Source organism: Ottowia thiooxydans (genome assembly GCF_040548795.1).
GTDB lineage: Bacteria > Pseudomonadota > Gammaproteobacteria > Burkholderiales > Burkholderiaceae_C > Ottowia > Ottowia thiooxydans_A.
The window spans coordinates 367,244-391,236 of record NZ_JBEPSH010000007.1; the positions used below are offsets into that span (position 1 = coordinate 367,244).

Annotated in this window: 22 protein-coding genes; 17 read left to right on the plus strand and 5 right to left on the minus strand. The window is 58.6% G+C overall.

Annotated features, from left to right (window positions below):
* Positions 1 to 62: 62 nt before the first annotated feature.
* On the minus strand, positions 63 to 821 hold the full coding sequence (locus tag ABIE13_RS18725) for an IclR family transcriptional regulator domain-containing protein (RefSeq protein ID WP_354446209.1): 759 nt from the start codon (positions 819 to 821) through the stop codon (positions 63 to 65).
* Positions 822 to 949: 128 nt separating this feature from the next.
* On the opposite strand from ABIE13_RS18725, the gene ABIE13_RS18730 reads away from it, so the two are divergent.
* The 7 genes from ABIE13_RS18730 to ABIE13_RS18760 are packed head-to-tail and all read left to right on the plus strand — an operon-like array spanning position 950 to position 7,779.
* Positions 950 to 1,423 (plus strand): MaoC family dehydratase, encoded by a 474-nt coding sequence (locus ABIE13_RS18730; protein WP_354446211.1) that lies wholly within the window; start codon positions 950 to 952, stop codon positions 1,421 to 1,423.
* 21 nt (positions 1,424 to 1,444) lie between these two features.
* Entirely contained in the window at positions 1,445 to 1,873 is a 429-nt protein-coding gene (locus tag ABIE13_RS18735) for a MaoC family dehydratase (RefSeq protein WP_354446213.1), read from the plus strand.
* 28 nt (positions 1,874 to 1,901) lie between these two features.
* Entirely contained in the window at positions 1,902 to 2,876 is a 975-nt protein-coding gene (locus tag ABIE13_RS18740; RefSeq protein ID WP_354446215.1) for a tripartite tricarboxylate transporter substrate binding protein, read from the plus strand.
* Between the two features lie 9 nt (positions 2,877 to 2,885).
* Entirely contained in the window at positions 2,886 to 4,127 is a 1,242-nt protein-coding gene (locus ABIE13_RS18745; protein ID WP_354446217.1) for a CaiB/BaiF CoA transferase family protein, read from the plus strand.
* Between the two features lie 57 nt (positions 4,128 to 4,184).
* The gene (locus ABIE13_RS18750; RefSeq protein WP_354446219.1) at positions 4,185 to 5,159 is read left to right on the plus strand and encodes a tripartite tricarboxylate transporter substrate binding protein; all 975 of its coding nucleotides are present in this window, start codon (positions 4,185 to 4,187) and stop codon (positions 5,157 to 5,159) included.
* Positions 5,160 to 5,188: 29 nt separating this feature from the next.
* Positions 5,189 to 6,031 carry a sulfurtransferase gene (locus ABIE13_RS18755; protein ID WP_354446221.1) on the plus strand — a complete coding sequence of 281 codons (843 nt, stop codon included), beginning with the start codon at positions 5,189 to 5,191 and terminating at the stop codon, positions 6,029 to 6,031.
* Positions 6,028 to 7,779: an FAD-dependent monooxygenase gene (locus tag ABIE13_RS18760; RefSeq protein WP_354446223.1), complete on the plus strand. Its 1,752-nt coding sequence runs from the start codon at positions 6,028 to 6,030 to the stop codon at positions 7,777 to 7,779. Before ABIE13_RS18755 ends, ABIE13_RS18760 begins: the two co-directional genes overlap by 4 nt.
* Before the next feature lie 295 nt (positions 7,780 to 8,074).
* On the opposite strand, the gene ABIE13_RS18765 is transcribed toward ABIE13_RS18760, so the two are convergent.
* The 3 genes from ABIE13_RS18765 to ABIE13_RS18775 form a co-directional block, all read right to left on the minus strand.
* Positions 8,075 to 8,722, minus strand: a complete 648-nt coding sequence (locus ABIE13_RS18765) for a glutathione S-transferase family protein (RefSeq protein WP_354446225.1) — start codon at positions 8,720 to 8,722, stop codon at positions 8,075 to 8,077.
* A gap of 22 nt (positions 8,723 to 8,744) precedes the next feature.
* Entirely contained in the window at positions 8,745 to 9,920 is a 1,176-nt protein-coding gene (locus ABIE13_RS18770) for an acyl-CoA dehydrogenase family protein (RefSeq protein WP_354446227.1), read from the minus strand.
* Positions 9,921 to 10,373: 453 nt separating this feature from the next.
* On the minus strand, positions 10,374 to 10,865 hold the full coding sequence (locus ABIE13_RS18775) for a MarR family winged helix-turn-helix transcriptional regulator (protein ID WP_354446229.1): 492 nt from the start codon (positions 10,863 to 10,865) through the stop codon (positions 10,374 to 10,376).
* Between the two features lie 212 nt (positions 10,866 to 11,077).
* Between ABIE13_RS18775 and ABIE13_RS18780 the strand changes: the two genes are divergently transcribed.
* The 10 genes from ABIE13_RS18780 to ABIE13_RS18825 all read left to right on the plus strand — a co-directional run bounded on the left by ABIE13_RS18780 (position 11,078) and on the right by ABIE13_RS18825 (position 22,054).
* On the plus strand, positions 11,078 to 11,869 hold the full coding sequence (locus ABIE13_RS18780; protein ID WP_354446230.1) for an enoyl-CoA hydratase/isomerase family protein: 792 nt from the start codon (positions 11,078 to 11,080) through the stop codon (positions 11,867 to 11,869).
* 2 nt (positions 11,870 to 11,871) lie between these two features.
* Positions 11,872 to 13,068 (plus strand): CaiB/BaiF CoA transferase family protein, encoded by a 1,197-nt coding sequence (locus tag ABIE13_RS18785; protein WP_354446231.1) that lies wholly within the window; start codon positions 11,872 to 11,874, stop codon positions 13,066 to 13,068.
* Positions 13,069 to 13,132: 64 nt separating this feature from the next.
* Positions 13,133 to 14,107 carry a Bug family tripartite tricarboxylate transporter substrate binding protein gene (locus ABIE13_RS18790; RefSeq protein ID WP_354446232.1) on the plus strand — a complete coding sequence of 325 codons (975 nt, stop codon included), beginning with the start codon at positions 13,133 to 13,135 and terminating at the stop codon, positions 14,105 to 14,107.
* 6 nt (positions 14,108 to 14,113) lie between these two features.
* Positions 14,114 to 14,926 carry an enoyl-CoA hydratase/isomerase family protein gene (locus ABIE13_RS18795; protein ID WP_354446233.1) on the plus strand — a complete coding sequence of 271 codons (813 nt, stop codon included), beginning with the start codon at positions 14,114 to 14,116 and terminating at the stop codon, positions 14,924 to 14,926.
* Positions 14,916 to 16,580 (plus strand): AMP-binding protein, encoded by a 1,665-nt coding sequence (locus ABIE13_RS18800; RefSeq protein ID WP_354446234.1) that lies wholly within the window; start codon positions 14,916 to 14,918, stop codon positions 16,578 to 16,580. The genes ABIE13_RS18795 and ABIE13_RS18800 overlap by 11 nt, the downstream gene beginning before the upstream one ends.
* On the plus strand, positions 16,577 to 17,563 hold the full coding sequence (locus ABIE13_RS18805) for a hydroxymethylglutaryl-CoA lyase (protein ID WP_354446235.1): 987 nt from the start codon (positions 16,577 to 16,579) through the stop codon (positions 17,561 to 17,563). Before ABIE13_RS18800 ends, ABIE13_RS18805 begins: the two co-directional genes overlap by 4 nt.
* 222 nt (positions 17,564 to 17,785) lie before the next feature.
* A complete protein-coding gene (locus tag ABIE13_RS18810; protein WP_354446237.1) occupies positions 17,786 to 18,787 on the plus strand; it encodes a Bug family tripartite tricarboxylate transporter substrate binding protein in 1,002 nt (333 codons plus the stop codon).
* Positions 18,788 to 18,793: 6 nt separating this feature from the next.
* Entirely contained in the window at positions 18,794 to 20,029 is a 1,236-nt protein-coding gene (locus tag ABIE13_RS18815; protein WP_354446239.1) for a CaiB/BaiF CoA transferase family protein, read from the plus strand.
* Between the two features lie 11 nt (positions 20,030 to 20,040).
* On the plus strand, positions 20,041 to 21,018 hold the full coding sequence (locus tag ABIE13_RS18820; protein WP_354446240.1) for a Bug family tripartite tricarboxylate transporter substrate binding protein: 978 nt from the start codon (positions 20,041 to 20,043) through the stop codon (positions 21,016 to 21,018).
* A 67-nt stretch (positions 21,019 to 21,085) separates the two neighbouring features.
* The gene (locus ABIE13_RS18825; RefSeq protein WP_354446242.1) at positions 21,086 to 22,054 is read left to right on the plus strand and encodes an NAD(P)H-dependent flavin oxidoreductase; all 969 of its coding nucleotides are present in this window, start codon (positions 21,086 to 21,088) and stop codon (positions 22,052 to 22,054) included.
* Positions 22,055 to 22,152: 98 nt separating this feature from the next.
* Here ABIE13_RS18825 and ABIE13_RS18830 read toward each other — a convergent pair whose 3' ends face one another.
* A complete protein-coding gene (locus ABIE13_RS18830) occupies positions 22,153 to 23,946 on the minus strand; it encodes a monovalent cation:proton antiporter-2 (CPA2) family protein (protein WP_354446244.1) in 1,794 nt (597 codons plus the stop codon).
* Positions 23,947 to 23,993 lie beyond the last annotated feature (47 nt).

The window sequence follows — 23,993 nt, forward strand, 5'->3', positions numbered from 1 at the left end:
GTCCACAACCAGACCACCTGGAGTTCTTGTTCCGACGCAGCATCCCTCGCAACTTCAGAGCATCAGTGCTCCTTCAACCGAGATGCAGCCAACTTCAGAAGCGGCAGGAACTCCGCCTTGGCCTGATCCTCGGAGAACTCTCCAGAGATCAAACTCACGTTGATGGCCGCGATGATGGAGCCTGCGTGGTCTTTGATGGGCACTGCCAGCCCACTGATGGACTCGTCGTATTCGGCGTCTGACCAGGCATAGCCCTGCCCCCGGACTTTGGAGATTACCGCGTTCAATCTTGTCTTGTCTGTCTCAGTGCGAGGTGTGAGCGGAGTGAACCTGGTGGTATCGAGATAAGTCTGGAGTTGGTCGCCCGGTAACCCACTTAGAAGCACCCGCCCCATCGATACCGAATAGGCCGGCAAGCGGCTGCCTATGGAAGGGCTGAAAGCCAGGATACGCTTGGTATGAAAGCGTTGTATGTACACGATATCGCCGTCATCCAGCACTGAGACCGCGCAAGACTGCTTCATGCGCGTGCCAAGCTCCTCCAGCACCAATTGCGATTGGCGCCAAAACGGCAACGTGTAGAGATAGGTCATTCCCAAGCGCAGCACCTTGGGGGTCAGCCAGTAGTCCTTCTCATCTGTCTTCACAAAGCCGAGATCGATCAGCGTCAAGAGAAAGCGCCGGACCACGGTGCGAGGAAGCTCCGACGCTTCGCTGAGCTGGGCAATGTTCTGCCTTCCTGTGGATTGCCCCATGACTTCAATCACGCGCAAGCCTCGCGCAAAGGTTCGAACAAACGACTCGCTTTCCGGTGTTGCCATAAGGGATTTCCCGCGAACAGGTTGACGCAGATTAAAAAAGCACAAGAATGAACGTAGAGCGGTCTTAATTAACCGCTTAGCGGACATTATGCACGATGTTCTCCCTAATTTCAACCAGGCAGGTATTCATGAAAGAGACGACGTTCGAAACGGACTTCTGGAAAGACGCGAACCTTCGCAAGACATGGGACGACATCATTCCCGGTGCCCCTAGAAAAACCCTTCCCTACACGCTGACGCTTGAAGCGATTCAGAAGTACTGCCGGGTGGTGGGAGATATGCATCCGCTGTACTTCGATGAGGAATACGCCAAGAAAACCCCTTACGGCGGCCTCATTGCTCCGCCCGCCATCCACATCCTCCTTATGTTTGCGTGCACGCCCACCGACGACTGGATGCGCAGCCCTGGCACTGTGAACGCAGGACAGTCCTGGAGCTACAACAAGCCCGCTCGCCCTGGTGATGTGATTCGCCTTGAAGCCCGCGCCCTGGACAAATTCATCAAGAAAGACCGCTTGTTCGTCGTGCACGACAACGTCTTTTTCAACCAGCACGACGAAGTGATCTGCTCCGGCCGCGGCTGGACCATTCGCCCGCAATAAGCCAAAGCAGGAGATACGCAAATGAGTTTTGAAAAGCTGAGCATCGGCCAGGAAATCGTAGGCACGTCCTTCTCGCCCACCCGGGAAACCATTCGCAATTTTTGCGAGGCATCCCTGGATTTCAACCCCTTGCACCTGGACGACGAATACATGAAGGGTGATTTCGGCAAGACCAATTTCGGCGGAATCATCATGCACGGCATGAACAATTTCGGCGTCATCACCAAGATGTTGACCGACTGGCTTTATGAGCAGAACGCGGTGCAGCGCCGACTCGAAACCCGCTGGAAGAGTCCTGTGAAACCGGGTGACGTCATCACGCCCAAAGGACGAATCACCGCGCTCAAGACGACAGGAACGAGTCGCTGGGCCAGTCTTGATGTGGAAGTGAGAAATCAGCGCGACGAAATCGTCGCCGTGGGTGAAGCCATGGCCGAATTTCCGCTGTGAATAGACATTGAAAAAGGATAGCCTGCTCATGAAACCAAACCTCAAATTCCTGAAGTGGTCAGTGGGCGCCGTGGCCGCCCTGGCTACAAGCCTGGCATTCAGCCAGGCCTATCCCTCCCAGGCGGTCAAGATCGTGGTGCCGTTTCCTCCGGGCGGAACGACCGACATTCTTGCGCGTCAGTTGGCCACCGAGCTTGGTCAGAAGTGGTCTGTACCTGTGGTGGTGGAAAACAGGGCAGGCGCCAGCGGAACCATTTTCTCCGAGCAACTGACACGGACTCCGGCCGATGGGTACACCCTGATGCTCACGGCAACGCACCACGTGATCAACCCAGGGCTGTACAAGAGCCTTAAATACGACACCAAGACCGCGTTCACGCCGCTGGCAGAGGTGGCAGCAGTGCCCAACCTTCTGCTGATCAACCCAGCCTTGCCGATCAAGAATGTGCAGCAGCTCATTCAGTACGGAAAGGAAAACCCTGGCAAGCTGAGCTTTGGCTCGGCCGGAACGGGCGGCGCGAATCACCTCTCGGGCGAGCTGTTCAAGGCCATGACCGGCGTGCAGATGGTGCACGTCCCCTACAAGGGTGCTGCGCCGGCACTTAACGATTTGCTGGGTGGAACGATTCCCATGATGTTTGACTCGGTCACTGGCGTCATACAGCATGTGAAGGCGGGCAAGCTGAAGGCTCTGGGCGTCACCTCCCTGAAACGATCGCCGGCAGTTCCGGATATTCCGACCCTCGACGAAGCCGGTGTCAAGGGCTTTGAAGCGACCGCCTGGTTCGGTCTCTATGGCCCAGCGCAGATGAAGCCAGAGACCGCTCAGAAGATCAATGCAGATGTGCGCGAAGTTCTGAGCACGCCCAAGATGAAGTCGCTTTTTCTTGAGCAGGGAGCAGAGCCAGGCACGAGGAGCCAAGCGGAGTTCTCGGCGTTTGTGAATGCCGAGATCGACAAATGGGCCAAGGTGATCTCTTCAGCCAACATCAAGATTGAGTAAGTGCGTCCCATGACTTCCTCAACTCAAGCTGTGGGTGCGCTGTCTCATGTCCGCGTACTGGATTTGTCGAGAGTATTGGCCGGACCGTGGGCTACGCAGAACCTGGCCGATCTTGGCGCAGAGGTGATCAAGGTGGAGCGACCCAGCGTGGGAGACGACACGCGAAGCTGGGGTCCTCCCTGGATCAGGGATGACGATGGCGAATACACACAGGACTCCACCTACTACGCAGCAGCCAATCGTGGCAAGAAGTCCATCACGGTGGACATAGCCAGTTCCGAGGGGCAGGAGCTGATCAGGGCCTTGGCCGCCATATCTGATGTGGTGGTGGAGAACTACAAGATCGGTGACCTCAAACGCTACGGTCTGGACTATGAAGCCTTGAGCGCCATCAATCCACGCCTGGTCTATTGCTCCATCACGGGTTACGGACAAACCGGCCCCAGCTCGCACAAACCCGGCTATGACTTCGTTTTTCAGGCGCAGGGCGGACTGATGAGCATCACGGGGGAACGTGACGAAGTTCCTGGTGGCGGCGCGCAGAAAGTAGGCATTGCGATCGCGGATGTGATCACGGGCATGTATTCGTCCATCGCCATTCTGGCGGCACTCAACCACCGAGAAGTATCGGGACGGGGACAGTACATTGACATGGCGCTGCTCGATTGCCTTGTAGCCCTTGGCGGAAACCAGGTCACCGGGTACTTTTCCAGCGGCAAAGTTCCATTCAGGTATGGCAATGCGCACGCCAGCCTGGTGCCCTACCAGGTATTTCAGACCCTAGGTGGCAGCATGGTCGTGGCTGTGGGTAACGATGCGCAGTGGCAGAAATACTGCGAAGCCATAGAACGCCCAGACCTGGCTGCCGATGCACGGTGGACCAAGGTCACAGGGAGAGTGACCGGCCGCGAAACGCTCATTCCCGAACTCGCCAAAACCATGCTTACCCGTACCGCCGATCAATGGATAGAGCGGTTGGAGTCATTGGGCGTGCCCTGCGGGCGCATCAATGACTACAAGCAAGTCTTTGAGGATCCCCAAGTGATTCATCGCGGGCTGCGGGTGGACCTGCCCACCGAAGACGGAGGCATGGTGTCCACGATCGCAAGCCCCCTGCGATTGATGGGCACGCCTGTGCAGTACAAGCTGGCACCACCCAAACTTGGCAGCAGCACCGAGGAATTGCTCAAACAGCTCCTGGGCAAATCAGATCAGGACATCCTCAGGTACAGAACAGCCAACGTGATCTGAGAGCGTCCAAGCCAGGCTTTTCAATTTTCTTGTGGTTCAAACAATGGAGAACTTCAGATGAAAAAATCGATTCTCAAAGCAGCGGCATTGGCTATGGCCGGATTCGCGCTGTCCTTTGCTCCTGCCGGGTATGCGCAAACCTACCCGAATAAACCGGTCAAGATTGTCATGCCCTGGAACGACGGCTTCCCCGCCAACTCCACGCGCTTGTTTTCACAGGAACTGGCCACGCGATACAAACAAGCGTTTGTTGTGGAACCTAAACCCGGTGCAGGCGGTGAGGTGGCGGCCAAACAGGTGATTGCGGCGCCGCCAGATGGATATACGCTTTTAGTCACGGGCTCCTCCATCACCATACGCGCGGCAACGAATGACAAGAACGCGGACGGTTTGCGCGATCTGCAACCCATTGCCCAGATCACGACCACACCCTACGTCATTGTGGCCAAGACCGGGAAATTCAAAACGTTCCAGGATTTTCTTGCGCAGGCCAAAAGCAGCCAGAGCAAGGTGAACTTCGCCTCCGCAGGCGTAGGAACGGGCATGCACTATCTGGGCGAACTCATCAATATCAGCGCCGGCTTGCAGATGATGCACATACCGTACAGCACAGGTTCCAAGCAGTTGGCGGCGGTCATGGGGGGAGATGTCGATATCGCCATCATTTCCCTGGTCACTGCATGGCCCCAGATAAAGGCGGGCACCATGGAAGCACTGGCGGTAAGTTCCGGTGAGCGCAGCGTCATCGCGAGCAACGTTCCGACCTTGCATGAGCTTGGCCTCAAAGACGTGCCTGCCATAGGCGCCTGGATTGCAGTGTTTGGGCCCAAGGATATGGACCCCGCCATTGTGCGAAGCCTGTCTGAGAGGATTACCGAAATCGCCAAGAGCACGGCGACTCAGGAAACCGTCAAAGGCTGGGCAGCAGAATTGCCCGACACCAGCACGACTGCCCTCACCAACGTCGTGCGCTCCGAAACCAGTTTCTGGAAAAAACTGATCAAGGAACGCAATCTGCCTGTGGCGGATTGACCCGCATCGCCTTTCCTGAGGACTTTCTCATGAAGCACTTGCTGTCTTCGTTATCCGGCGACCTGGTACAACTGGAAGAGTTGCTTCGGCAACCCAACACCAACAGATTGTTCATTGACACTCGCCTGGGCGAACCGGCGGACGAGTTCAAGGACTATCGCGACGGCCACATCCTGGGGGCTGTTCACGCGCAGATACGCGAAGTATTTGCGGCTGCGCCTACGCCCCTTTCAGGGAATCTGCCTTTGCCCGAGCTGGAAACACTGGAGCGGCAACTCAAGGCCTGGGGAGTAGACAACAGCACGGAGGTGATTCTCTATGGACCTTCAATGGCACTTGCTGCTCGTGGATGGTGGGTGTTGCGCTGGGCAGGTCTTACCAACGTGAAGGTGATTGACGGCGGCCTGAAAGCATGGATTAACCACGGGGGGCCTGTAGCTCAGGGCGAGACGCATCGCACACCTACTGCAGCTTCACAGCAACTCAAACTGCATGCAGGTGGCATGCCTCAGATCGAAGTGAATGACCTGGAAGAGCTTGGTGTTGATACTCTGGTTCTCGATGCACGAGATGAGAACTCCTATCTTGCCGGCAGCATTCCCCGCGCGCTTAACCTCCCCACTGCCGAGCAACTGACGCCCGCAGGCAACCTACGCACTGTGAGCGAGATTGAGGCGTTGTACCGGAACGCAGATGTCAAAACGGGCCAGGACATTGTGGTGTATTGCGGAGGTGGGGTACTTTCAGCGCTTACCGTACTCACGCTCAATGCCTTGGGGCACACGCCCCGCCTTTATGTGGGATCGTGGTCCGAGTGGAACAAAAGTCCGGAGCGCATGGCGCGCAGCGCTGCAGAAAGGGCTCCCGCATGACAGCACAGTCCAGAAATCATGAGAGCGATCACTTTGACGTGGTGGTCTGCGGAGGTGGTCCGGTCGGTCTTTCCATGACCCTCTTGTTAGGCCGCGCCGGTTTGAGCGTGGCGATGTTCGAAAGGCGCCCCACCACGACGACCTTGCCCAAGGGGCAATATCTTCACGCGTCCACAGGCGAGCTTTTCAGGCAATGGGGCGTATGGGATCTCTTGCAAGATGTCGGCTGGGAAACCGAAAACGCAAACGGTCAGGGGTTTTATGTCACCGTAGCCAATGGCCCCGTGGCCGCCATCCGGGCGACGGAAGGAACGCACGATGAATACGTCAGGAAGTGGGAAGCACACAGTCCGGTTTTCCCGCGCAAAGTCCCCGCGTCTGACTATGAAGCCGCGATTCGCCGCCGGGGTGAATCTTGCGCCAACGCCTCATTGCATTTCAACGCCCGCGTCACGGACGTCACACAGCAGGAAGACCACGTGCATTTGACCGTCGAAGACGCTCAATCTCACGCCACCAAAGAAGTCACTGCGCGCTACGTGGTGGCGTGCGATGGCGCGCACAGCTTCATTCGCTCCAGGTTAGGGCGTGGGCAGGATCACGGGCCCACCTTCGGGAACCAGGTGCTTGTGGAGTTTCGCGCCGATCTGGACAACACCTTGGGCAAAGACGGATTCTTTCATTCGTTCGTCTTGCCACCCCGGTATGCAGGCTGGTTCGGGAGCCAACACCCCGAAAGCGGTCTCTGGCGTTACAGCTTCCGTCATGATGAGGAAACACCGCCTATTCATGAAGTGGTGCTGGAGCGCATTCGAGGCGCGCTGGGCATGCCGGAGCTTGCCATCGAGATTTTCCAGACCTACCGGTTCGATTACAGCACCGGACTGCTTCGAAAGTGGCGTGAAGGCAACGTGCTGTTCGCCGGAGACGCGGCGCATTGGCATTCACCCTGGGGGGGGTTTGGCATGAATTCTGGCATTCAGGACGCCAACAATCTGGCGTGGAAGCTGGATCTTGTACTCAGGGGAAAAGCCGGGGACTCGCTGCTCGAGACGTACGAGGTTGAGCGCAAATCCAAGGCCAGGATCACCGTGAAGTCAGCCACGTATAACTCCTTGCACTACCAGGCGATTGCCGAAGCAGCTCGAGTTGGTGAGGGAGAACTCTTTGCTCAGGGGCAGATCTCGGAGGAAGCCAAACTATTCCTTTCTCAACGGTCTGTTCCGCACGGCGAGAACGCTGTGTTGCACACCGGGTATCAACTTGGAACGGTCTATCAGTCGCAAGCGGTCATTCGAAACCATGAAACGCCCCCAGTGCCTGAACTGGCTGAGTACACTGAAACCACCGTACCTGGCGTGCGAGCTCCCCATGCGTGGTTGCTCGATGCCACTGGACAGCGTGTCTCGACGATAGACCTCTGGGGAAAGCAGTTTGTGCTGATCGGACACGAGATGCCCTCCCATTGGTTGAAGGCGGCCCAACATACTTCAAACGTAATGGGGATCCCCATACCGGCCGTCAAGATAGGCAAGGACGGTATGTACCGTCCGTTTGATTCCAAGTTTGAAAAGCTCTACGGATACGAGAAAGGTGATGTCATTCTCGTACGCCCGGATGGGTTCATAGCGGCCAAACTGCAAGCGGCTGATTCGAAGTCCGCAGGCCTGCAGCTTCTGGAAGTGATGCAGTCCATTCTGGGCATGACCGCTATGCTGGAAGCACCGGCAGCAGTAGCGCTGACTTGAGCGAAATCTGAAACGAAGGACCTCAACTTATTGAGACCTTCATGAAGCTAGACACCCCTTGACTTAAGGGATTGAATGAAAAACACCCGTTCGCGCTGAGCCTGTCGAAGCGTTTGCGCGAGGCTTCGACAGGCTCAGCCCGAACGGTTTTAGGTAGTTCAAACCTCTTTCCGCTTGCCGACAACCGTGGAACCTCAGCCCAAACGGCGGTAGGTTGACTCTCAGCAATTGCAAAAACGTAGACCAGCAGGCCCTCTTGAACTCAGGCCTGCAGCGACTTGCTACGTCAAGAAACTCAGGGCTTTTTCATCCGAGCCATCATGACCTCGGTATTGCTTTTTCGATCAGCGTTGACCTTCTGAACCGCAGGCCGCTCTCCCAGTCGCTTGAGGTAGTCCTTGACAGGTAGACCGGCCAGCATATCTTGCCCATAAATGATCTTGCTGGCGCTACTGACCAGAGGCAGGTGTACAGCCGCAGCGCAGTCCGCCAAGGTGAAATTCTCGCCTGCGATGAAGGGGGAGAACTTGACCAGCTTACCGAAGCCAGCCACATTTTTTTCCAGTTGGGGGCGAATCTTCTCCTTGAGGTTTTCGCTCACCTTGCCGCCAAAGAAAGCCTCCGCATAGAGGTTGCGCGCAAGCAGTTCCAGGTGCAGTTCGATATAGCGCAGAAGCTCGCGCACCTTGGCAGCCTCATACGGGCTGGCAGGCAGGAGCGGATTGTCAGGGTATCGGTCTTCGATGTATTCAAGGATGATCGTCGACTCACTCAAAGGCCCCTGGTCGGTGATGGCATAGGGCACTTTGCCAAGAGGGCTGGCGGCGGGATCGGTCTCACCAAGCCAGGCCAGAACTTCCTCAAACGGCACGCCCTTTTCAAGCAGCGCCAATTTGACCTTGTTGTAGTAGTTGCTGGCGGCAAAACCGCAGAGCTTTAACATGGGTTGTCTCCCCTTTTTTAGATCAGTTGGATGTTTTTCCGGCAGCGTGCACAAGCTTTCGAGCCATGCTCCAGCGGTGGACTTCGCTGGGGCCATCATAGACCCTGAAGGCGCGCATGTCGGTGAAGATCCGCATCACAGGAGACTCTCCGGTCACACCCTGCCCGCCCAGCATCTGCACACAGCGGTCCACCACACGCCACTCTGCTTCAGAGCAGACCACCTTGGCCCGGCTGGATTCGTAGTTGCCCTTCTCCCCTTTGTCGAGCAGCCAGGCTGTATGCCAGATATGCAGGCGAGCGGTCTGAAGATCGATGTCGTTATCTGCCAGCATGAAGCCCACGCCTTCGTGCTCTGCCAAAGGCTTGCCAAAGGCCTGGCGCCGGCTCACGTAGTTGAGAGCGATGTCGTGCGCGCGCCTGGCTTGACCCAGCCAGCGCATGCAATGCGTGAGGCGCGCCGGTGCAAGGCGAACCTGCGCGTAACGGAAGCCCTTGCCGATTTCGCCCAGGACGTCACTGGCGGGCACCCTGAGATTCTCAAAACGAAGCACACCATGACCGCCTGTGAAACAAGCGTCCAGGGCATCCATATTGCGCTCCAGGGTAATGCCCGGGCGGTCCATGTCCGACAGGAACATGGTGGCGGAGCCATCTTCCATGCGTGCCATGATGATGATGTAGTCTGCGCCATCCGCCCCTGTGATGAACCACTTCACGCCGTTGATCAGATAGTCATTGCCATCACGGACCGCGGTGGTCATCAACATCGAAGGATCTGCGCCCGCTCCTGGAGAGGGCTCGGTCATGGCAAAGCAGGAACGCGTCTGCCCCGCCACCTGAGGGCGCAGCCAGCGCTCTTTTTGCTCATGCGTGGCCACCTCTTCCATGAGATGGATATTGCCTTCATCTGGCGCGTGGATGTTCAAAGCTGTAGGACCCAGCCACGAGTAGCCAGCTTCCTCGAACACCGCCGCCTTGGCAATGTGGCTGAGCCCCAGGCCGCCCATGTCCTTGGACGCATGGGGCGTCAGCAAGCCAACCGCCTTGGCGCGGCCCACCAGTTCACGGCGCAGCTCCTCGCTCGGGCCGTGATGGGACGCGCGCGCATCGTTTTCCAGGGGAATGATCTGCTCGGCAATGAACTCGCGCGTCTTGTCGCGCAGGGCAATGATCTCCGGCGAGAGGGAAAAATCCATGAAAGAGGCTCCTGCTTCTTGGGAAGTGACGGTGGAATTTCAGGCTATGCGCATCCTCTCATAGTGGATTCGCCTGACATGTCACATGGCAGACAAGCTGGAGATTTCGGATTCTTCCCTTCCCTTCCCTTCCCTTCCCTTCCCTTCCCTTCCCTTCCCTTCCCTTCCCGTCATTCCCGCGCAGGCGGGAATCCAGGGTTAAGAAGCGCAGCCTTTGCCAGTAACTGCGCTTGTTAGTTGCGGGTTTGAAGCTGTCAGGTGGGTAGGCCTGCGACTAAGGGCACCCAGCGCCAAGTAACCCTGGATTCCCGCCTGCGCGGGAATGACGGAGAACCTGGAGAACTTGGAAAGTTCAGTATTCAAGCAAACCTTCGCATCTTTGGGACTCAGCGAAGCCAGATCGTTTACCCCCCTCTCACCAGGCGGACTTTTCGGGCGGGAAGGCATGCGACCTCAACCGCCTGAAATCGCTCGCTCTTCTTTCAGCATCGCTTTGGCCTGGACTGTCAGCATGTCCAGCAGAGCCCAAAGCTTCTCGCGATCCCCGCCCGCCAGGGTGGACAGCAAGGTCTCGTTGCGCTGGAGAGCGTCATCCATGCCCAGGTGGAAAAGCTTGACACCCTGCTCGGTGAGCGAAAGCACCACGCCCCGGCCGTCCTCTTCGCTTCGCTCGCTCACGATGGCGCCTTTATTGACCAGGGCGGTCACGGTTCGGCTGGCGTAGCTCTTGTCCAGCCCGGTTCGCTGAGCGAGCTGTTTGAGCGAAAGCGGGCCGTAACTTCCCAAGTGGCCCACAGCGCGCCACTCAAGCAAGGTGAGATTGAGTTTTCTGCGCATCCGCAAGGTTGTCACGGTCGCGGAAATGCCTGCCAGCGCGTGAAGGCGGGTCGACACCAACTCTCCGAACGCAAGCTCGGACTCTTTGGGGACTTTTGGCTTCTTCATACGGCTTTCTTCATCTACTGCTGGCCCATTTTATCGGTCTGATCCAGATCAATTCGGACATCAACAACCATTTGAGATGCCCGCAAATAAGTTGACGATCTCAACTTGTTAGTTTACATTGTCCACAAATTAAGGCGCGTGCCAAGTGCTTCCTCGCACCATCCATGAGACAGCCACGCCAACTGATCAACCCGCTGCATAGAACAATATTCATGACCTCTGAGACACACCTTCTGATCGAAAATCGCGGCCCTGTTCGGGTGTTGACCATGAACCGGCCGGAAAAACACAATGCGCTGAACACCGTGCTGACGCGAGAGCTGCTGGACGGTTTGCGCGCGGCAGACGCAGACCCAGCTGTCAATGCGGTCGTCCTGGTAGGCGCCGGCAAATCCTTCTGTGCAGGCGCTGACACGACTGAGTTTTCTGCCCTGACGCCCGACGACCCGCAGGCCGTCAACGCCAGAGCCGATCTCACGACATCGCTCCATCTGGTTTTCTCTCAGATGAACAAGCCTGTGGTGGCAGCGGTTCGCGGCAATGCCTTGGGCGGCGGGGCTGGTCTCGCGCTGGCGTGTGACCTGGTCGTGATGTCGGAGACCGCACGTTTCGGTTACCCTGAACTCAAGCACGGCATCGTGGCCGCGGTGGTGCTTGCCAACCTGGTTCGGCAGTTGGGACGCAAGCAGGCGTTTGAACTGGTTGCGATGGCAGAACCCATCAACGGTCACGAAGCCAAAGCGCTCGGCCTGGCCAATCGTGCGGTGCCGGACCAGGATGTTTTGGACACCGCCATGCAAATGGCCTCCAAGATGGCGGCGTGGAGCCCCTTGGCCATGGCTACCACCAAGCGCACATTTCACCGTGCCAGCGATCTATCTCTTGGCGATGCGCTCGATGTGGGCCGGGATGCCAACGTGATGATGAGAGGCTTTCGCTCGGCAGGCACCGCCGCCGCCACGCCTTCTGTTTCAACCTCCGCTTCTGCGAACGGAAAGCACTGAACATGCGCCCGCTCGAAGGACTCAAGATCCTGGATCTTTCGCGTGTTCTCGCCTGCCCGTTCGCGTCCATGATCCTGGCCGAACTCGGGGCCGAAGTCATCAAGGTGGAACAGCCGGGTACTGGCGATGAAACCCGCGGCTTCGAACCCGTCGTGCATGGTGACAAGGGGGATGTCTCGGCCTACTATCTGGCGTTCAACCGCAGCAAGAAGTCGGTCACGGTCAATCTTCGTTCTGCCCAAGGCCAGGAAGTTATTCGCGGCCTGGCGGCCCAATCGGACGTACTGCTTGAAAATTTTCCCACAGGAACATTGAAGCGCTACGGGTTGGACTATGAAACATTGAAGCCACTCAATGATCAGCTGGTCTATGTGTCGTGCACTGGCTTCGGTATGACCGGCCCCTACGCGCATCGCAAAGGCTACGACACCGTTTTCCAGGCCATGGGCGGCATCATGAGCCTCACCGGAGAACGCGGTGGCGGCCCTGTGAAACCTGGGTTGCCCGTTGCAGACCTCACCTCAGGCTTGTGGGTAGCCATTGCCATTCTTTCTGCCATTAACGGCCGCCACACCAGCGGACAGGGCAGCCATGTGGATTTCTCGATGTTCGACGGTCAAGTGGGCTTGCTGTCGTTGGCAGCGGCTCGCTGGTTCACCCTGGGTGAAGTGCCAGAGCGCCTTGGTACAGAACACCCTGGGCGAATTCCATCTGCGGCCTTTGAGTGTTCCGACGGCAAGTGGGTGCAGATCACAGGAAGTGATCAGCATTGGAAGCCTTTGTGCGAATTGCTGGGCCTGCAGGCTTGGGCCACAGACCCGACACTGCTGAAGAACGCCGACCGGCTGGCCAGGCGTGAAGAAGTCATGCAGGGCTTGGGCGATGCCATCAAGAAGCTCAGCCAGGAAGAACTGTGCCGCCGCTGTGACGCCGTGGGCGTGCCTGCAGGGCCCATTCTTGACGTCGACGAAGTGCTTGGCAACGAACACGTCGCAGAGCGTGAGATGGTGGTCAAGTACGACCACCCGCTCATAGGCGAGTTCAAAGGCTTGCGTGTCCCCTTCCGATTCGACGGCCTGGACGACCCCAAGGCAGAGCGACCGCCCCTTCTGGGCGAGCACACCGAGGAAGTGCTCTCGAGAGTGCTGGGACTCAAGCCCGCTGAGATCGATGCCTTGCGCACGCAGCGCGCCATCTGATCCGCCCCCCCTGCTCGACAACTTTTCGACTCCCTTTCGACATTCTTTTAGAAAGTAGCCCGTCATGCCTATTTTTCACAAGCGCCTGCTTGCCAGTCTTCTAGTGGCAGTGGCAGCTGTCGCGAACGCCCAGGGCGACTCATTTCCTAGCAAGCCGATCACCATGGTGAACCCCTATGCGGCAGGGGGCCCGGCAGACATTCTTGGCCGTGAACTGGCAAAACGTCTGGGAGATGTTCTTGGCCAGCAAGTGATTGTGGACAACCGCCCGGGTGGGGGCGCTTCGGTGGGCGCAGCCTTCGTGGCGCGAGCACCCGCCGATGGCTACACGCTGCTCATGGGCACGGCCGCTGCGCACACAGTCACGCCCCTGGCAACCAAAGTGCCTTACGACGGCATCAAGGATTTCGAGTTCGTCGGCATGATCGCCAACGTCCCCAATATCTTGACGATCAATCCCGGCGTCAAGGCTGGCACGCTCAAAGAGTTCATTGCGCTCGTCAAGCCTCAGCCCGGCAAGCTCAGCTATGCCTCCGCTGGCATGGGCAGTTCCCCGCATATCGCCTTCGAGATGTTCAAGCATGCGGCCGGCATCTCCCTGGTTCATATTCCCTATAGAGGCGCAGCACCGGCCACCACAGACATGGTGGCGGGCACAGTACAGGCGGGCATGCTCAACGTGTCGGTGGTGGTGCCTTTCATCAAGGACGGACGCCTGAAGGCCCTGGCCTACGGTGGCGCCAAACGCTCTCCTGAGTTGCCTGATGTGCCCACGTTTGCGGAGGCCGGTCTCAAAGGCATGGAGACCGGCAGTTGGTACAGCCTGGCCGTCCCCGCAAAAACCCCCGCAGCGGTGGTGGAGCGATTGGCCCAAGCGCTGGAAAAAGTGAAGGCGTCTCCAGAGTTCCGCGCAGCCCTGGACAAGCAGAACTCCGAACTGATGCCTCAGATGCGCGCGCAGGCCAAAGATTTTGCGGCCCTGGATGGCAAGCGTCTCGAGCAGTTGGTTAAAGCCACCGGAATGAAACTTCAAGAGTAATAAGTGATGAGCAAGCCTGATTTTCAAGCCATTCAAGTAACGACCACCGGGAGCATTGCAACCTTGCGCCTGGCCCGGCCTGATAACCGCAATGCGCTCAACTTGCAGATGTGCCACGAAATCGTTGCGGCATGCGAAGCCCTGGAAGCCGACGATAACGTCCGTGTCATCTTGCTGCGCGGCGAAGGGGTAGCTTTCTGTGCCGGTGCAGATCTCAAAGAACGCCAAACCATGAGTGGTGCTGAGACGCTGGCGCGCAGGGTGGACGGTTTCACGGCATATGCGTCGCTGGAGCGTCTGAGCAAGCCTGTGATCGCGGTAGTCCACGGCCCTGCTTACGGCTCAGGTTGTGAAATCGCAGGCGCATGCGATTTCATTCTGGCAAGTACCGAAGCGGTCTTTTGCTACCCGGAAGTAGGCTGGGGCACCATTGGTGCTACCCAGCGCCTGCCCCGCATCGTTGGCCCACGCATTGCAAAAGAACTGCTGTTTTCCGGACGCAAGGTGGCAGCACAAGAAGCTCTTGAACTCGGCTTGGTCAATCATGTCTATCCAGTTGGCGAACTGGATGCGCGCGTTCAGGAACTTGCCGAGCGCATTGCCAAAGCCAATCCTCTGACGGTGGCGCTTACCAAGCGCAGCATAGACACAGGTCTGGAGACAACGCGTGAAGGCGCCATGGCCCAGGAGCTGCTCGCCATTCAGGAAAACCTTCGCCACAGCGACTGGAAGAAAGCGATTTCTGGTTTCGGTAGTTCCGCCTCTGACGCTTCTGGCACGACTGCCGCATCGACATCAGGAGCTCAGGGTGCTGCTTGATTCCAACCAGGTTCCCCAGCCGCACACACTGGCCGAAGTCCTGGCCTCTACAGTGGCCAGCCGCGGCAGCCATGAGGCCTATGTAGGGCCAGGCGAACGACGCACCTGGTCACAGCTCCAGGCTGGTGCACACCAAGTCGCGGCCAGCTTGCATGCATCGGGTATACGGCGTGGCGACCATGTCGGCATCCTGATCGGTAACGAGAGCCTTTGGATAGAAATTTTCTTCGGCTGTGCGCTCATAGGCGCTGTTGCCGTGCCTGTGAACACCAGGTTCAAAGCAGATGAGCTTCAGTATTGCCTTCGCCAAGCCGACGTCAAGCTGCTGATCTATGCCAGCAACTTCCTTGGCATTGATTTCCAGGCCATGTTAGAGCAGGTAGAACCTGCGGTCTTGTCCAGATTGCCCGGAGCAGGCCTGCCCTCACTCAAAGCGGCGGTTCAGGTGGGCGGCAGAGATGTCCCTGCGGGTGCCATCCGGCTTCAGCAGTTCATGGCTGCCGGGGAGCAAGCAAGCCCTGCAGAACTTACCTCTGCCATGGGCGAGGTGGATCCGCACGACACCTTGCTGATCCAGTACACCTCAGGCACCACGTCGTTTCCCAAGGGGGTGATGCTGAGCCACCTGAATATGATCGGCGACGCCGCATCGGTCGCGCGCCGAATGGGGGTGCAGGCTACGGACCGCTACTTCAGCATTCGACCGTTCTTCCATGTGGCCGGAAGTACCTTGTCCATCCTGGTCAGCCTGGTCTCGGGCTGCTGCCTGCTGAGCCTGCCCAAGTTCGACGTCGCCCTGGCATTGCAGGTGCTGGACACCGAGCGCTGTACGCTGACCTCCGGCAACGACACCATCTTTTTGATGCTGATCGGCCACCCTGAGTTTGACAGGAGCCGCATTCATCTTCGTGGAGGATGGGCTGCAGCAGGGCCTGAAGTCATGCTCAAGATCAGCGAACGAATGGGTGTGCCGCACATGTGCAACGCCTACGGACAGTCTGAAGCATCCCCCAATGTATTGCTTTCCGACTGGGACGACAGCCTGGAAGATCGCCGCGATGGCTTCATGCTCCCCCACCCTGGTGTTGAAGTCAGGCTGGCAGACGCCGACACAGGCGAAGTTTTTTCCAAAGCCGGAGCGCAAGGCGAAATTCAAGTGCGCGGCTGGAACGTGATGAAGGGCTATCACAACCAGCCAGAAGCGACAGCCAAGGCCTTTACAGCTGATGGATGGCTGAAGACGGGCGATCTCGGCGAACGCAATGCGCAGGGGCGCTTTCGCATGGTCGGCCGGCTCAAGGACATGTTCCGTGTTGGCGGTGAAAACGTCGCACCCGCAGAAGTCGAGGAAGTGCTTCACGCACACCCTGCCGTGCAACAGGCCCAGGTCATTGGTGTACCTGACGCCCGCCTGGGCGAGGTCACTGCGGCGTTCATATTGCTGAAGGAAGGTTGTACCGCAGAGAACGTGGAGCTCGTCCGCTGGTGCCGTGACCGCTGCGCCAACTTCAAGGTACCCCGCTATCTGGATGTGGTGGACACCTTTGAGCACATCGGCATGACCGGCAGCTCCAAGATTCAGAAGAACAAGCTTCGCGAGCATGCCATCCGGCTTTGGAACATCACCGCGGAAACCAACGCGCCCACCACATGACGAATTCTACGAACACCCCCTCTGACCGCGACGTCGTTCTTTGCGAATGCTTTCCGCGCGATGGACTTCAGCATGAATCCGAGTTCATGCCGACCCCCAAAAAAGTGGAGCTCATCAGTCGCCTGGCCGATCTGGGATTCGAGCGTGTGGAGGCCACCTCCTACTCCAACCCCAAGGTCGTGCCGCAGTTCGCCGATGCGAGCGAACTCTTGCGCACGCTGCCACGCAAGGCGGGCGTGTTCTACAAGGCCACGTGCGCCAATGTGCGTGCCGTAGAACGTGCTCTGGCGGATGCAGATGCAGGTTTCGGCGCCAATGAAATCAGCTTGCTGGTCTCTGCCACCGACACCCACTCGAAGAAAAATCTGGCACGGACCCGGGAAGAACAATGGCGCAACATCGAAGAGATGATCGCTGCCGCTCAAGGCCGCTTCCGCTTGATTGGCACGATCTCCATGGCATTTGGCTGCTCGTTTGAAGGCTGGGTAGAACCCGCTCAAGTGGTTGCGGACTCCAAACGCATGTTTGATCTGGGCGTGCACCACATCACACTGGCTGACACCACCGGCACCGCCACACCTTTGACCACGCGCGCCTTGTTCCAGAAAACGCGTGACGCTATTCCTGATGCGACGCTCATCGCCCACTTCCATGACGCGCGTGGGACTGGCCTTGCCAACTATGTGGCAGCCTACGACGCCGGCGTGCGTTACTTTGACTGCGCGCTAGGCGGCGTGGGAGGGCATCCGAGCAAAGTCAAATACGGTGGTGGACACACGGGCAATGTGGCCACAGAGGATTTGATCGACCTGTTCGAGAACATGGGCATACGCACAGGCATCGATCTGGACCGTCTGCTGGAAACCGTGGAAGCCTGTGAGGCAGCCTTGGGGCGCGAGCTGGATGGGCGTGTGGGCCGCAGCGGTTTGAACCCCCTGCGACAAGCCCACGCCAATGCCAGGCTTCAAAGCGCGGGCGCGTGAGTTGAGCGCCTGTGAAGTCCGCTTTGCCTTTGTGCAACTGCGACAACGCCAGGGGCACCCCACCTGGCGATTCGCTCAGGGTCACATCGACGACCCGTTTTCTGGATTCGACGTTCATGACGGATCCATCACCTTGTGCGACGCCCCGTGTGCGACGCCGTGGGTACGGACGATTCAATAGCCCGGCCCTGATCAAACAACCATTTCCTGGGAGACAACCACATGAAATCTTTGCCTAACCCATCAGCGTTGGCTTCTCGCCGAACCATTCTTCAAGCTTTCGGGGCCAGCCTTGCTGCGATTTCCGCAGGCGTCTATGCGGAGGAATTCCCCAACCGCATCATCAAGATCGTCGTCCCCTACCCTCCCGGCGCAATCAATGATGTGTTGGCACGTGCCATTGCAGACCAGATGACGCAGTCACTGAAGCAGTCGGTCATCGTCGAAAACCGCGCCGGCGGCAACACCTTGATCGGTACGCAGGCCGTGGCGACCGCCAAGCCCGATGGCTATACCCTGCTCCAGATGCCGGCGGCTCACGCCATCAATGCCAGCCTGGTGAGCAACCTCCCCTATGACTCCGTCAAGAGCTTCACCCCCATCACGCTCGCAGCCAGCGCACCCTTCCTGCTACTGACGCGCAAGGACTCCCCCGTGCAGAACGTGAAGGAACTTGTGCGCCTGGCCAAAGAGAAACCGGGCCAATACTCTTTCGGATCATCTGGCACGGGAGGCAACGCGCACCTGATGGGTGAGTTGCTTCAATCGGTAGCGGGCATCAAGATGCTGCACGTACCTTATAAGGGTACGGCCCCTGTGATCAATGATTTGATCGGCGGGCAGTTGAACTATACGTTCAGTACCTATTCGGGCGCAGCCTCTGCACTGAAGGCCGACCGCGTGCGCGTGCTGGCCATTACAAGCGCAGAACGTTCTCCCGCCTTCAAGGACTACCCCACCATCGCTGAAGCGGGCTATCCCACCTACGACATCGAAGGTTGGTGGGCCTTCGCCGCTCCTGCCAATACGCCGGCAGCCATAGTGGAGCGATTGAACAAGGCCATCATCGAGGCAGTCAAGGCCCCCGACCTGGCGCCCAAACTGGCGATGGAAGGCATTCGCGTGCGCGGCACCACGCCCAAGGAGTTCGAAGCGTTTCTGAGCAAGGAGATAGAGACGTGGAGAAAGATCATCAAGGACCGTGGCATCAAGCTGGATACCTGACACACCGTGACGCAAAACACATCCGCGCCGTTGGCCGGCATTCGAATTATTGATCTGACTTCCGCAGTCGTGGGCCCCTACGCCACACAGGTATTGGGTGAGTACGGCGCCGATGTGATCAAGGTGGAGGAGCGTTCGGGTGACGTGATCCGATGGATCTGCGGCCGATCGCCCACACCGGGCATGCCAGGCAAGTTCCTGCACATGAATGGCAACAAGCGCAGCATCTGCCTGGATCTCAAGCAGGAAGAAGGCCGCCAGGCTCTGCTCAAGCTGGTGGACACGGCTCATGTCTTTTTGCACAACATGAGGCCGGCTGCATTGGCTCGCCTGGGTTTGGATGCCGAGACCCTGCGCAAGCGCCACTCCCCCCTCATACATGCATCCATAGTCGGCTTTGGGAGCAAGGGGCGCTATGCCGGAAGACCGGCGTACGACTCCATATTGCAGGGAGGAACCGGCCTGGCCAGCCTGTTCGCAACCCATGGGGCAGAGCCCCGCTACGTGCCCTATGTGGTGGTAGACCGGACTGCAGGGCTCATGGTGGCCAACGCGGTGCTGGCAGCACTCTTCGCCCACCAGAGGGATGGGGCGGGTAGAACACTCGAAGTCCCGATGTTCGAGAGCTTTGCGGCGTTGCTGCTCAGCGAACATATGTATGGTCATACCTTCGATCCACCGACCGGGCCATTGGGCGATCAGCGGCTTCTGGATGCCAATGCCAAACCGGTGCAAACCAGGGATGGTTATGTGTGCATTACGACCAACACAGACGCCCAGGTGAAGCGTCTTTTTGAAGCCCTGGGGCGAAGCGACCTGGCCAACGATGCCCGGTACGCGACATCACTGGCTCGAATCGAACATGTCTCCGAATTCTTTTCTGCCCGCGCAGACGTTGTGCGCCAGTTCAGCACTGAAGAACTGATGGAGCGCTTGCTTGAGCACGACGTGCCCATCATGCCCTGCCATACCCTGGACAGCCTTCTACAGGATCCTCACCTGCGCGACGTGGGATTGATAGAAAACGACACACATCCCACGCAAGGTGCGATCAAGAGGATCAAGCCTGCAATGTCCATGTCCGGCTTTCAAGCGAAGCTGCGACACCATGCACCGCACATCGGCGAACAGTCCACCGAGATTCTGCGTGAACTGGGGTACTCCCCAGCTGATATCGAAAACTTGTTCAACCGCGGAATCGCTCTTGCGCACAAGCCCGACCCGTCGTCGCGCCCCCAATAAGGAACTCTCAAATGCCCCGTTTCAATAGACGCACATTTGGCGCGCTGACAGCGTCCCTGCTCGCCAGTCCGCAACTTCTGGCGCAAGCCAAATGGCCGGTCAAGCCGCCCAAGCTGGTGGTGGGCTTTGCGGCGGGGGGCGGCAGTGATTTCGTCGCACGCGCGCTGGCCCAGGAAATTCAAAGCCCTCTGGGGCAAGCGATGATCATCGAGAACAGGCCTGGCGCTGGCGGCATCATTGCCGCTCAGCAAGCAGCCTCTGCTGAGCCTGATGGATACACCCTGCTCCTGGGCAGCGCTGCGACGTTTGTCATCAACCCCGTTCTGATGCCAAATCTGCCCTATGACCCGCAGAAGGATTTTTTGCCAGTAGGCGGCGTGGCGCGCTTTGCCTATCTTCTGCTCGGACGCCCAGGCCTGCCATTCAAGACGGTTTCGGAACTCATTGCCTTCGCACGTCAGCAACCGGGCAAGCTCACCATTGGTTCGGCAGGCAATGGATCCAATACCCACCTGGCCGCTGCTGCGTTCCAGCGGGCTGCGGGCATTCAGTTCAGGCACATACCGTACAAAGGTACCAGCCCTGCCCTGACTGATTTGCGCTCGGGCACCATCGATCTGCTCTTTGATTCGGTTCCCACCGTGCTGGGGCAAGTGCGCTCGGGCGCGCTCTCAGCTCTCGCCTCCAGCGGAAAATCCAGGGAACCACTCTTTCCCGAAATTCCCACCATTGCCGAGAGCGGAGTACCCAGCTTCTCTGCCAGCAATTGGTTCGCCGTCTTCGCACCGGCCAAGACCCCGCCTGCTGCAGTGGCGACTTTGAATGCAGCCATACAGCGCGCGCTCAGTTCGGAAAAACTCAAGGCCCAGTTTGCTTCATCGGGCAACATCGCGCTGCCAGGCTCCAGCGCAGATCTGGCCCAGTTGGTCGAAGAAGAGCGCAACGCGTACAGCAAGCTCATCAAGGAATCCGGCATCAAGATTGAGTAAGCCCCCGTGGGCTTTACAGCGCTCTGGTCCCCCATGTTCAGTACCCCTATGAGTTAAGAGCTTCCCAATGAAGACAAGAATTACCGAAATGCTCGGCATTGAGCACCCCATCGTCCAGGCCGGGATGAGCTGGGCCTCTTCCAGCACGGCGCTGCCTGCAGCTGTTTCGAACGAAGGAGGCTTGGGAGTGATTGCGGCGGGGCCCATGTATGTCGACACATTCAAGAGCGCACTGCATGAGATGTCGACCCTCACGAACAAACCATTCGCCGTCAACATTCCGCTGTACCGCCCGAAGGTAGAAGAGATTCTGGACGCGATGGTCGAGCACAGGGTGCCCGTCATCATTGCTTCGCAGGGTGGCCCCAAGGTTCATTTGCCACGCTTTCGTGAATACGGCGCGAAGTGGATCCACGTAGTCTCCACGCTTGAGCACGCCCTGAAAGCGCAGGCGGCGGGAGTTGATGCGTTGGTCGTGGTGGGCGCTGAAGCCGGCGGGCACCCACCCGTGAGCGGGGTCAGCACACTCGTTACCGTGCGCCAGGTTTTGAAAGAGGTGTCCATTCCCGTCATTGCTGGTGGTGGAGTGGCCGACGGCTGGGGCATCGCGGCTCTTCTCGCCCTGGGTGCAGATGCCGTCCAGTTAGGCACCAGATTCATCGCCACGCATGAAGCTACGGTCCATGCGGCCTACAAGGATGCAGTCTTGGGTGCCCGCGCCGCCGACGCGGTGCTGGTCGGCAAACGGAGCCTGCCGGTGCGGGCACTGAACAACGCCTTTGCGCAAGCGATCTTTGCAGCCGAGCAACGTGACGTTTCGCAGGAAGAATACGAGGCGCTTTTCAAGAAGAACACTCTCAAACAAGCGGCACTGGACGGTGATGTGGAGTGGGGCAAAGTCGAAGCGGGCCAATCCGCAGGCCTTGTGAAGACTCTGGAGCCTGCAGGCGAGCTCATGAGGACACTGGTGCGTGAACTTGAGGAAGCTTGCGACAGGATGCAGATCATGTCGCGCAGCAGCGTCCACGCTTATTGAGCCTTTCATAAGTCATGACAAACACCCGTTCGGGCTGAGCTTGTCGAAGCCTTGCGCGGCGCCACTTTGACAGGCTCAGGACAGGCTTCCCCTGGCGCTCAGACGTGCGCCTGAGTACTCGCATCCGGGTTGTCTTTTTTTCTCAAGCCTGCCCTCAACAAGGCCCGACCAGCGAATGCGTCGCCAGCCACTTCCAGATCAAATCGCTCGCTGTCCAGCCGCCGAAGGTCTGAGACCACAGCTTCCGCCTCTTCCTCTGTTGCGCCAGTGGCCAGCATGGCTTCGTAGCCCATTTTCATGGCTGACTCAAAAGTCTCTCGAATCACGACATCGGCGCCGTCGGTCTTGACCAATTCCACAGCGTGCTCTCTATCGAATGCCCGCACCAACACGCGCGCATGCGGGCACTCGGCTCGGACGCTCTCGGCGATGCGTGTCGCAGCCGCCTTGTCGTCCACGCAAACGAGGATGGCATTGGCCGTGTGCGCACCTGCGGCATGGAGCACATCTGAGCGCCCACCGTCGCCGTAGTAGACCTTGAAACCCAAGTAAGTCTGCGCGTCTCGAATCACCTGGGTGTCGTTATCGATCACGGTCAAAGAAGCGCCGCGCGCCAACACGCCCTGGCTGGCGATCTGACCGACGCGGCCGAAGCCAATCACCAGCACGCTGGACTGCCTGTCCTGCGGCGCTTCCACGCCTTCCATGGAAACTTTGGCGCGGGGGCCGAAACGTTGGTGCACCAGCACGACCAGCGGTGTCAGCGCCATGGAAAGCACCACGATCGCCGTCATGTTGGCGTTCACGGTGGCATCAATCACGCGCGCACCAACGGCGGCGGCAAAAAGGACGAAGGCAAACTCACCCCCCTGCGCCATCAGTACCGCACGGTCCAGCGCGTCCGCGTGCGAGCTCTTGGTAAGCCGAGCAACCACATAAATGCACAGTGCCTTCGTGGCCATGAGAGCCAGCACACCAGCGACGATCAATTGCCAGTTCGCGGCCACGACGCTGAGATCCAGCGACATGCCCACACCAAGGAAAAACAAACCCAATAGCAAGCCGCGGAAAGGCTCGATATCAGCCTCCAGTTGATGTCGGAAGGTGGACTCGGACAACAGCACGCCCGCGAGGAACGCACCCATCGCCATGGACAGGCCACCCAGTTGCATCAGCAGAGCAGCGCCGAGGACCACCAGCAGCGCCGCCGCCGTCATGACCTCACGCGCCTTGGCGTTCGCCAGCACGCGGAAGAATGGGTTCAGCAGCCATACCCCTGCGGCCACCAGGGCAGCCAATGACGCGAGCGCCAATCCGATCACCCCCCAACGAGAAGGTGCCGCCACCGCGGAGGCATCCAGCGCAGGAGGCGCAATAAAAGCCACAATGGCCAGCAGCGGCACGATCAGCAGGTCTTCAAAGAGGAGAATGGAGACCATGCGCTGGCCCCGGGGAGCCGCAATGTCACCTCGCTCGCCCAGCAACTGCATGACGATAGCGGTGGAGGTGAGCACAAAGCCCATGGCGCTCACGAAAGAGACGGCAAGAGGAAAACCAAAGCCCATGCCCACCAGCGTGAGCAGGATGCCGCAAACCAGACACTGCATGCTGCCCAAGCCAAAAATCTGGCGCCGCAGGCTCCAAAGGTGAGAGGGCTGCATTTCCAGCCCGATCACGAACAGGAACATCACGACCCCCAGTTCGGCCACATGCAAGATGGCCTGTGGATCGTTGAACAGCTTGAGCCCGAAAGGGCCGATGGCCAGACCTGCCGCGAGGTAGCCCAGTACCGAACCTAGTCCGATTTTCTTGAAAATAGGGACTGCGACTACGGCAGCGCCCAATAAACTGACCACACTGATCAGATCGCTTGTACTTGCTTCGGCGGACATGCGTTCAACCCAGAAAAATTGCCTGCCGGACGGTAGCGCGCCAGCTG

What these genes read in the sequence shown, in the direction of transcription:
- ABIE13_RS18725 (WP_354446209.1), bottom strand. Translation starts at nt 821, where the DNA reads ATGGCAACACCGGAAAGCGAGTCGTTTGTTCGAACCTTTGCGCGAGGC.
- ABIE13_RS18730 (WP_354446211.1), top strand. Translation starts at nt 950, where the DNA reads ATGAAAGAGACGACGTTCGAAACGGACTTCTGGAAAGACGCGAACCTT.
- ABIE13_RS18735 (WP_354446213.1), top strand. Translation starts at nt 1,445, where the DNA reads ATGAGTTTTGAAAAGCTGAGCATCGGCCAGGAAATCGTAGGCACGTCC.
- ABIE13_RS18740 (WP_354446215.1), top strand. Translation starts at nt 1,902, where the DNA reads ATGAAACCAAACCTCAAATTCCTGAAGTGGTCAGTGGGCGCCGTGGCC.
- ABIE13_RS18745 (WP_354446217.1), top strand. Translation starts at nt 2,886, where the DNA reads ATGACTTCCTCAACTCAAGCTGTGGGTGCGCTGTCTCATGTCCGCGTA.
- ABIE13_RS18750 (WP_354446219.1), top strand. Translation starts at nt 4,185, where the DNA reads ATGAAAAAATCGATTCTCAAAGCAGCGGCATTGGCTATGGCCGGATTC.
- ABIE13_RS18755 (WP_354446221.1), top strand. Translation starts at nt 5,189, where the DNA reads ATGAAGCACTTGCTGTCTTCGTTATCCGGCGACCTGGTACAACTGGAA.
- ABIE13_RS18760 (WP_354446223.1), top strand. Translation starts at nt 6,028, where the DNA reads ATGACAGCACAGTCCAGAAATCATGAGAGCGATCACTTTGACGTGGTG.
- ABIE13_RS18765 (WP_354446225.1), bottom strand. Translation starts at nt 8,722, where the DNA reads ATGTTAAAGCTCTGCGGTTTTGCCGCCAGCAACTACTACAACAAGGTC.
- ABIE13_RS18770 (WP_354446227.1), bottom strand. Translation starts at nt 9,920, where the DNA reads ATGGATTTTTCCCTCTCGCCGGAGATCATTGCCCTGCGCGACAAGACG.
- ABIE13_RS18775 (WP_354446229.1), bottom strand. Translation starts at nt 10,865, where the DNA reads ATGAAGAAGCCAAAAGTCCCCAAAGAGTCCGAGCTTGCGTTCGGAGAG.
- ABIE13_RS18780 (WP_354446230.1), top strand. Translation starts at nt 11,078, where the DNA reads ATGACCTCTGAGACACACCTTCTGATCGAAAATCGCGGCCCTGTTCGG.
- ABIE13_RS18785 (WP_354446231.1), top strand. Translation starts at nt 11,872, where the DNA reads ATGCGCCCGCTCGAAGGACTCAAGATCCTGGATCTTTCGCGTGTTCTC.
- ABIE13_RS18790 (WP_354446232.1), top strand. Translation starts at nt 13,133, where the DNA reads ATGCCTATTTTTCACAAGCGCCTGCTTGCCAGTCTTCTAGTGGCAGTG.
- ABIE13_RS18795 (WP_354446233.1), top strand. Translation starts at nt 14,114, where the DNA reads ATGAGCAAGCCTGATTTTCAAGCCATTCAAGTAACGACCACCGGGAGC.
- ABIE13_RS18805 (WP_354446235.1), top strand. Translation starts at nt 16,577, where the DNA reads ATGACGAATTCTACGAACACCCCCTCTGACCGCGACGTCGTTCTTTGC.
- ABIE13_RS18810 (WP_354446237.1), top strand. Translation starts at nt 17,786, where the DNA reads ATGAAATCTTTGCCTAACCCATCAGCGTTGGCTTCTCGCCGAACCATT.
- ABIE13_RS18820 (WP_354446240.1), top strand. Translation starts at nt 20,041, where the DNA reads ATGCCCCGTTTCAATAGACGCACATTTGGCGCGCTGACAGCGTCCCTG.
- ABIE13_RS18825 (WP_354446242.1), top strand. Translation starts at nt 21,086, where the DNA reads ATGAAGACAAGAATTACCGAAATGCTCGGCATTGAGCACCCCATCGTC.
- ABIE13_RS18830 (WP_354446244.1), bottom strand. Translation starts at nt 23,946, where the DNA reads ATGTCCGCCGAAGCAAGTACAAGCGATCTGATCAGTGTGGTCAGTTTA.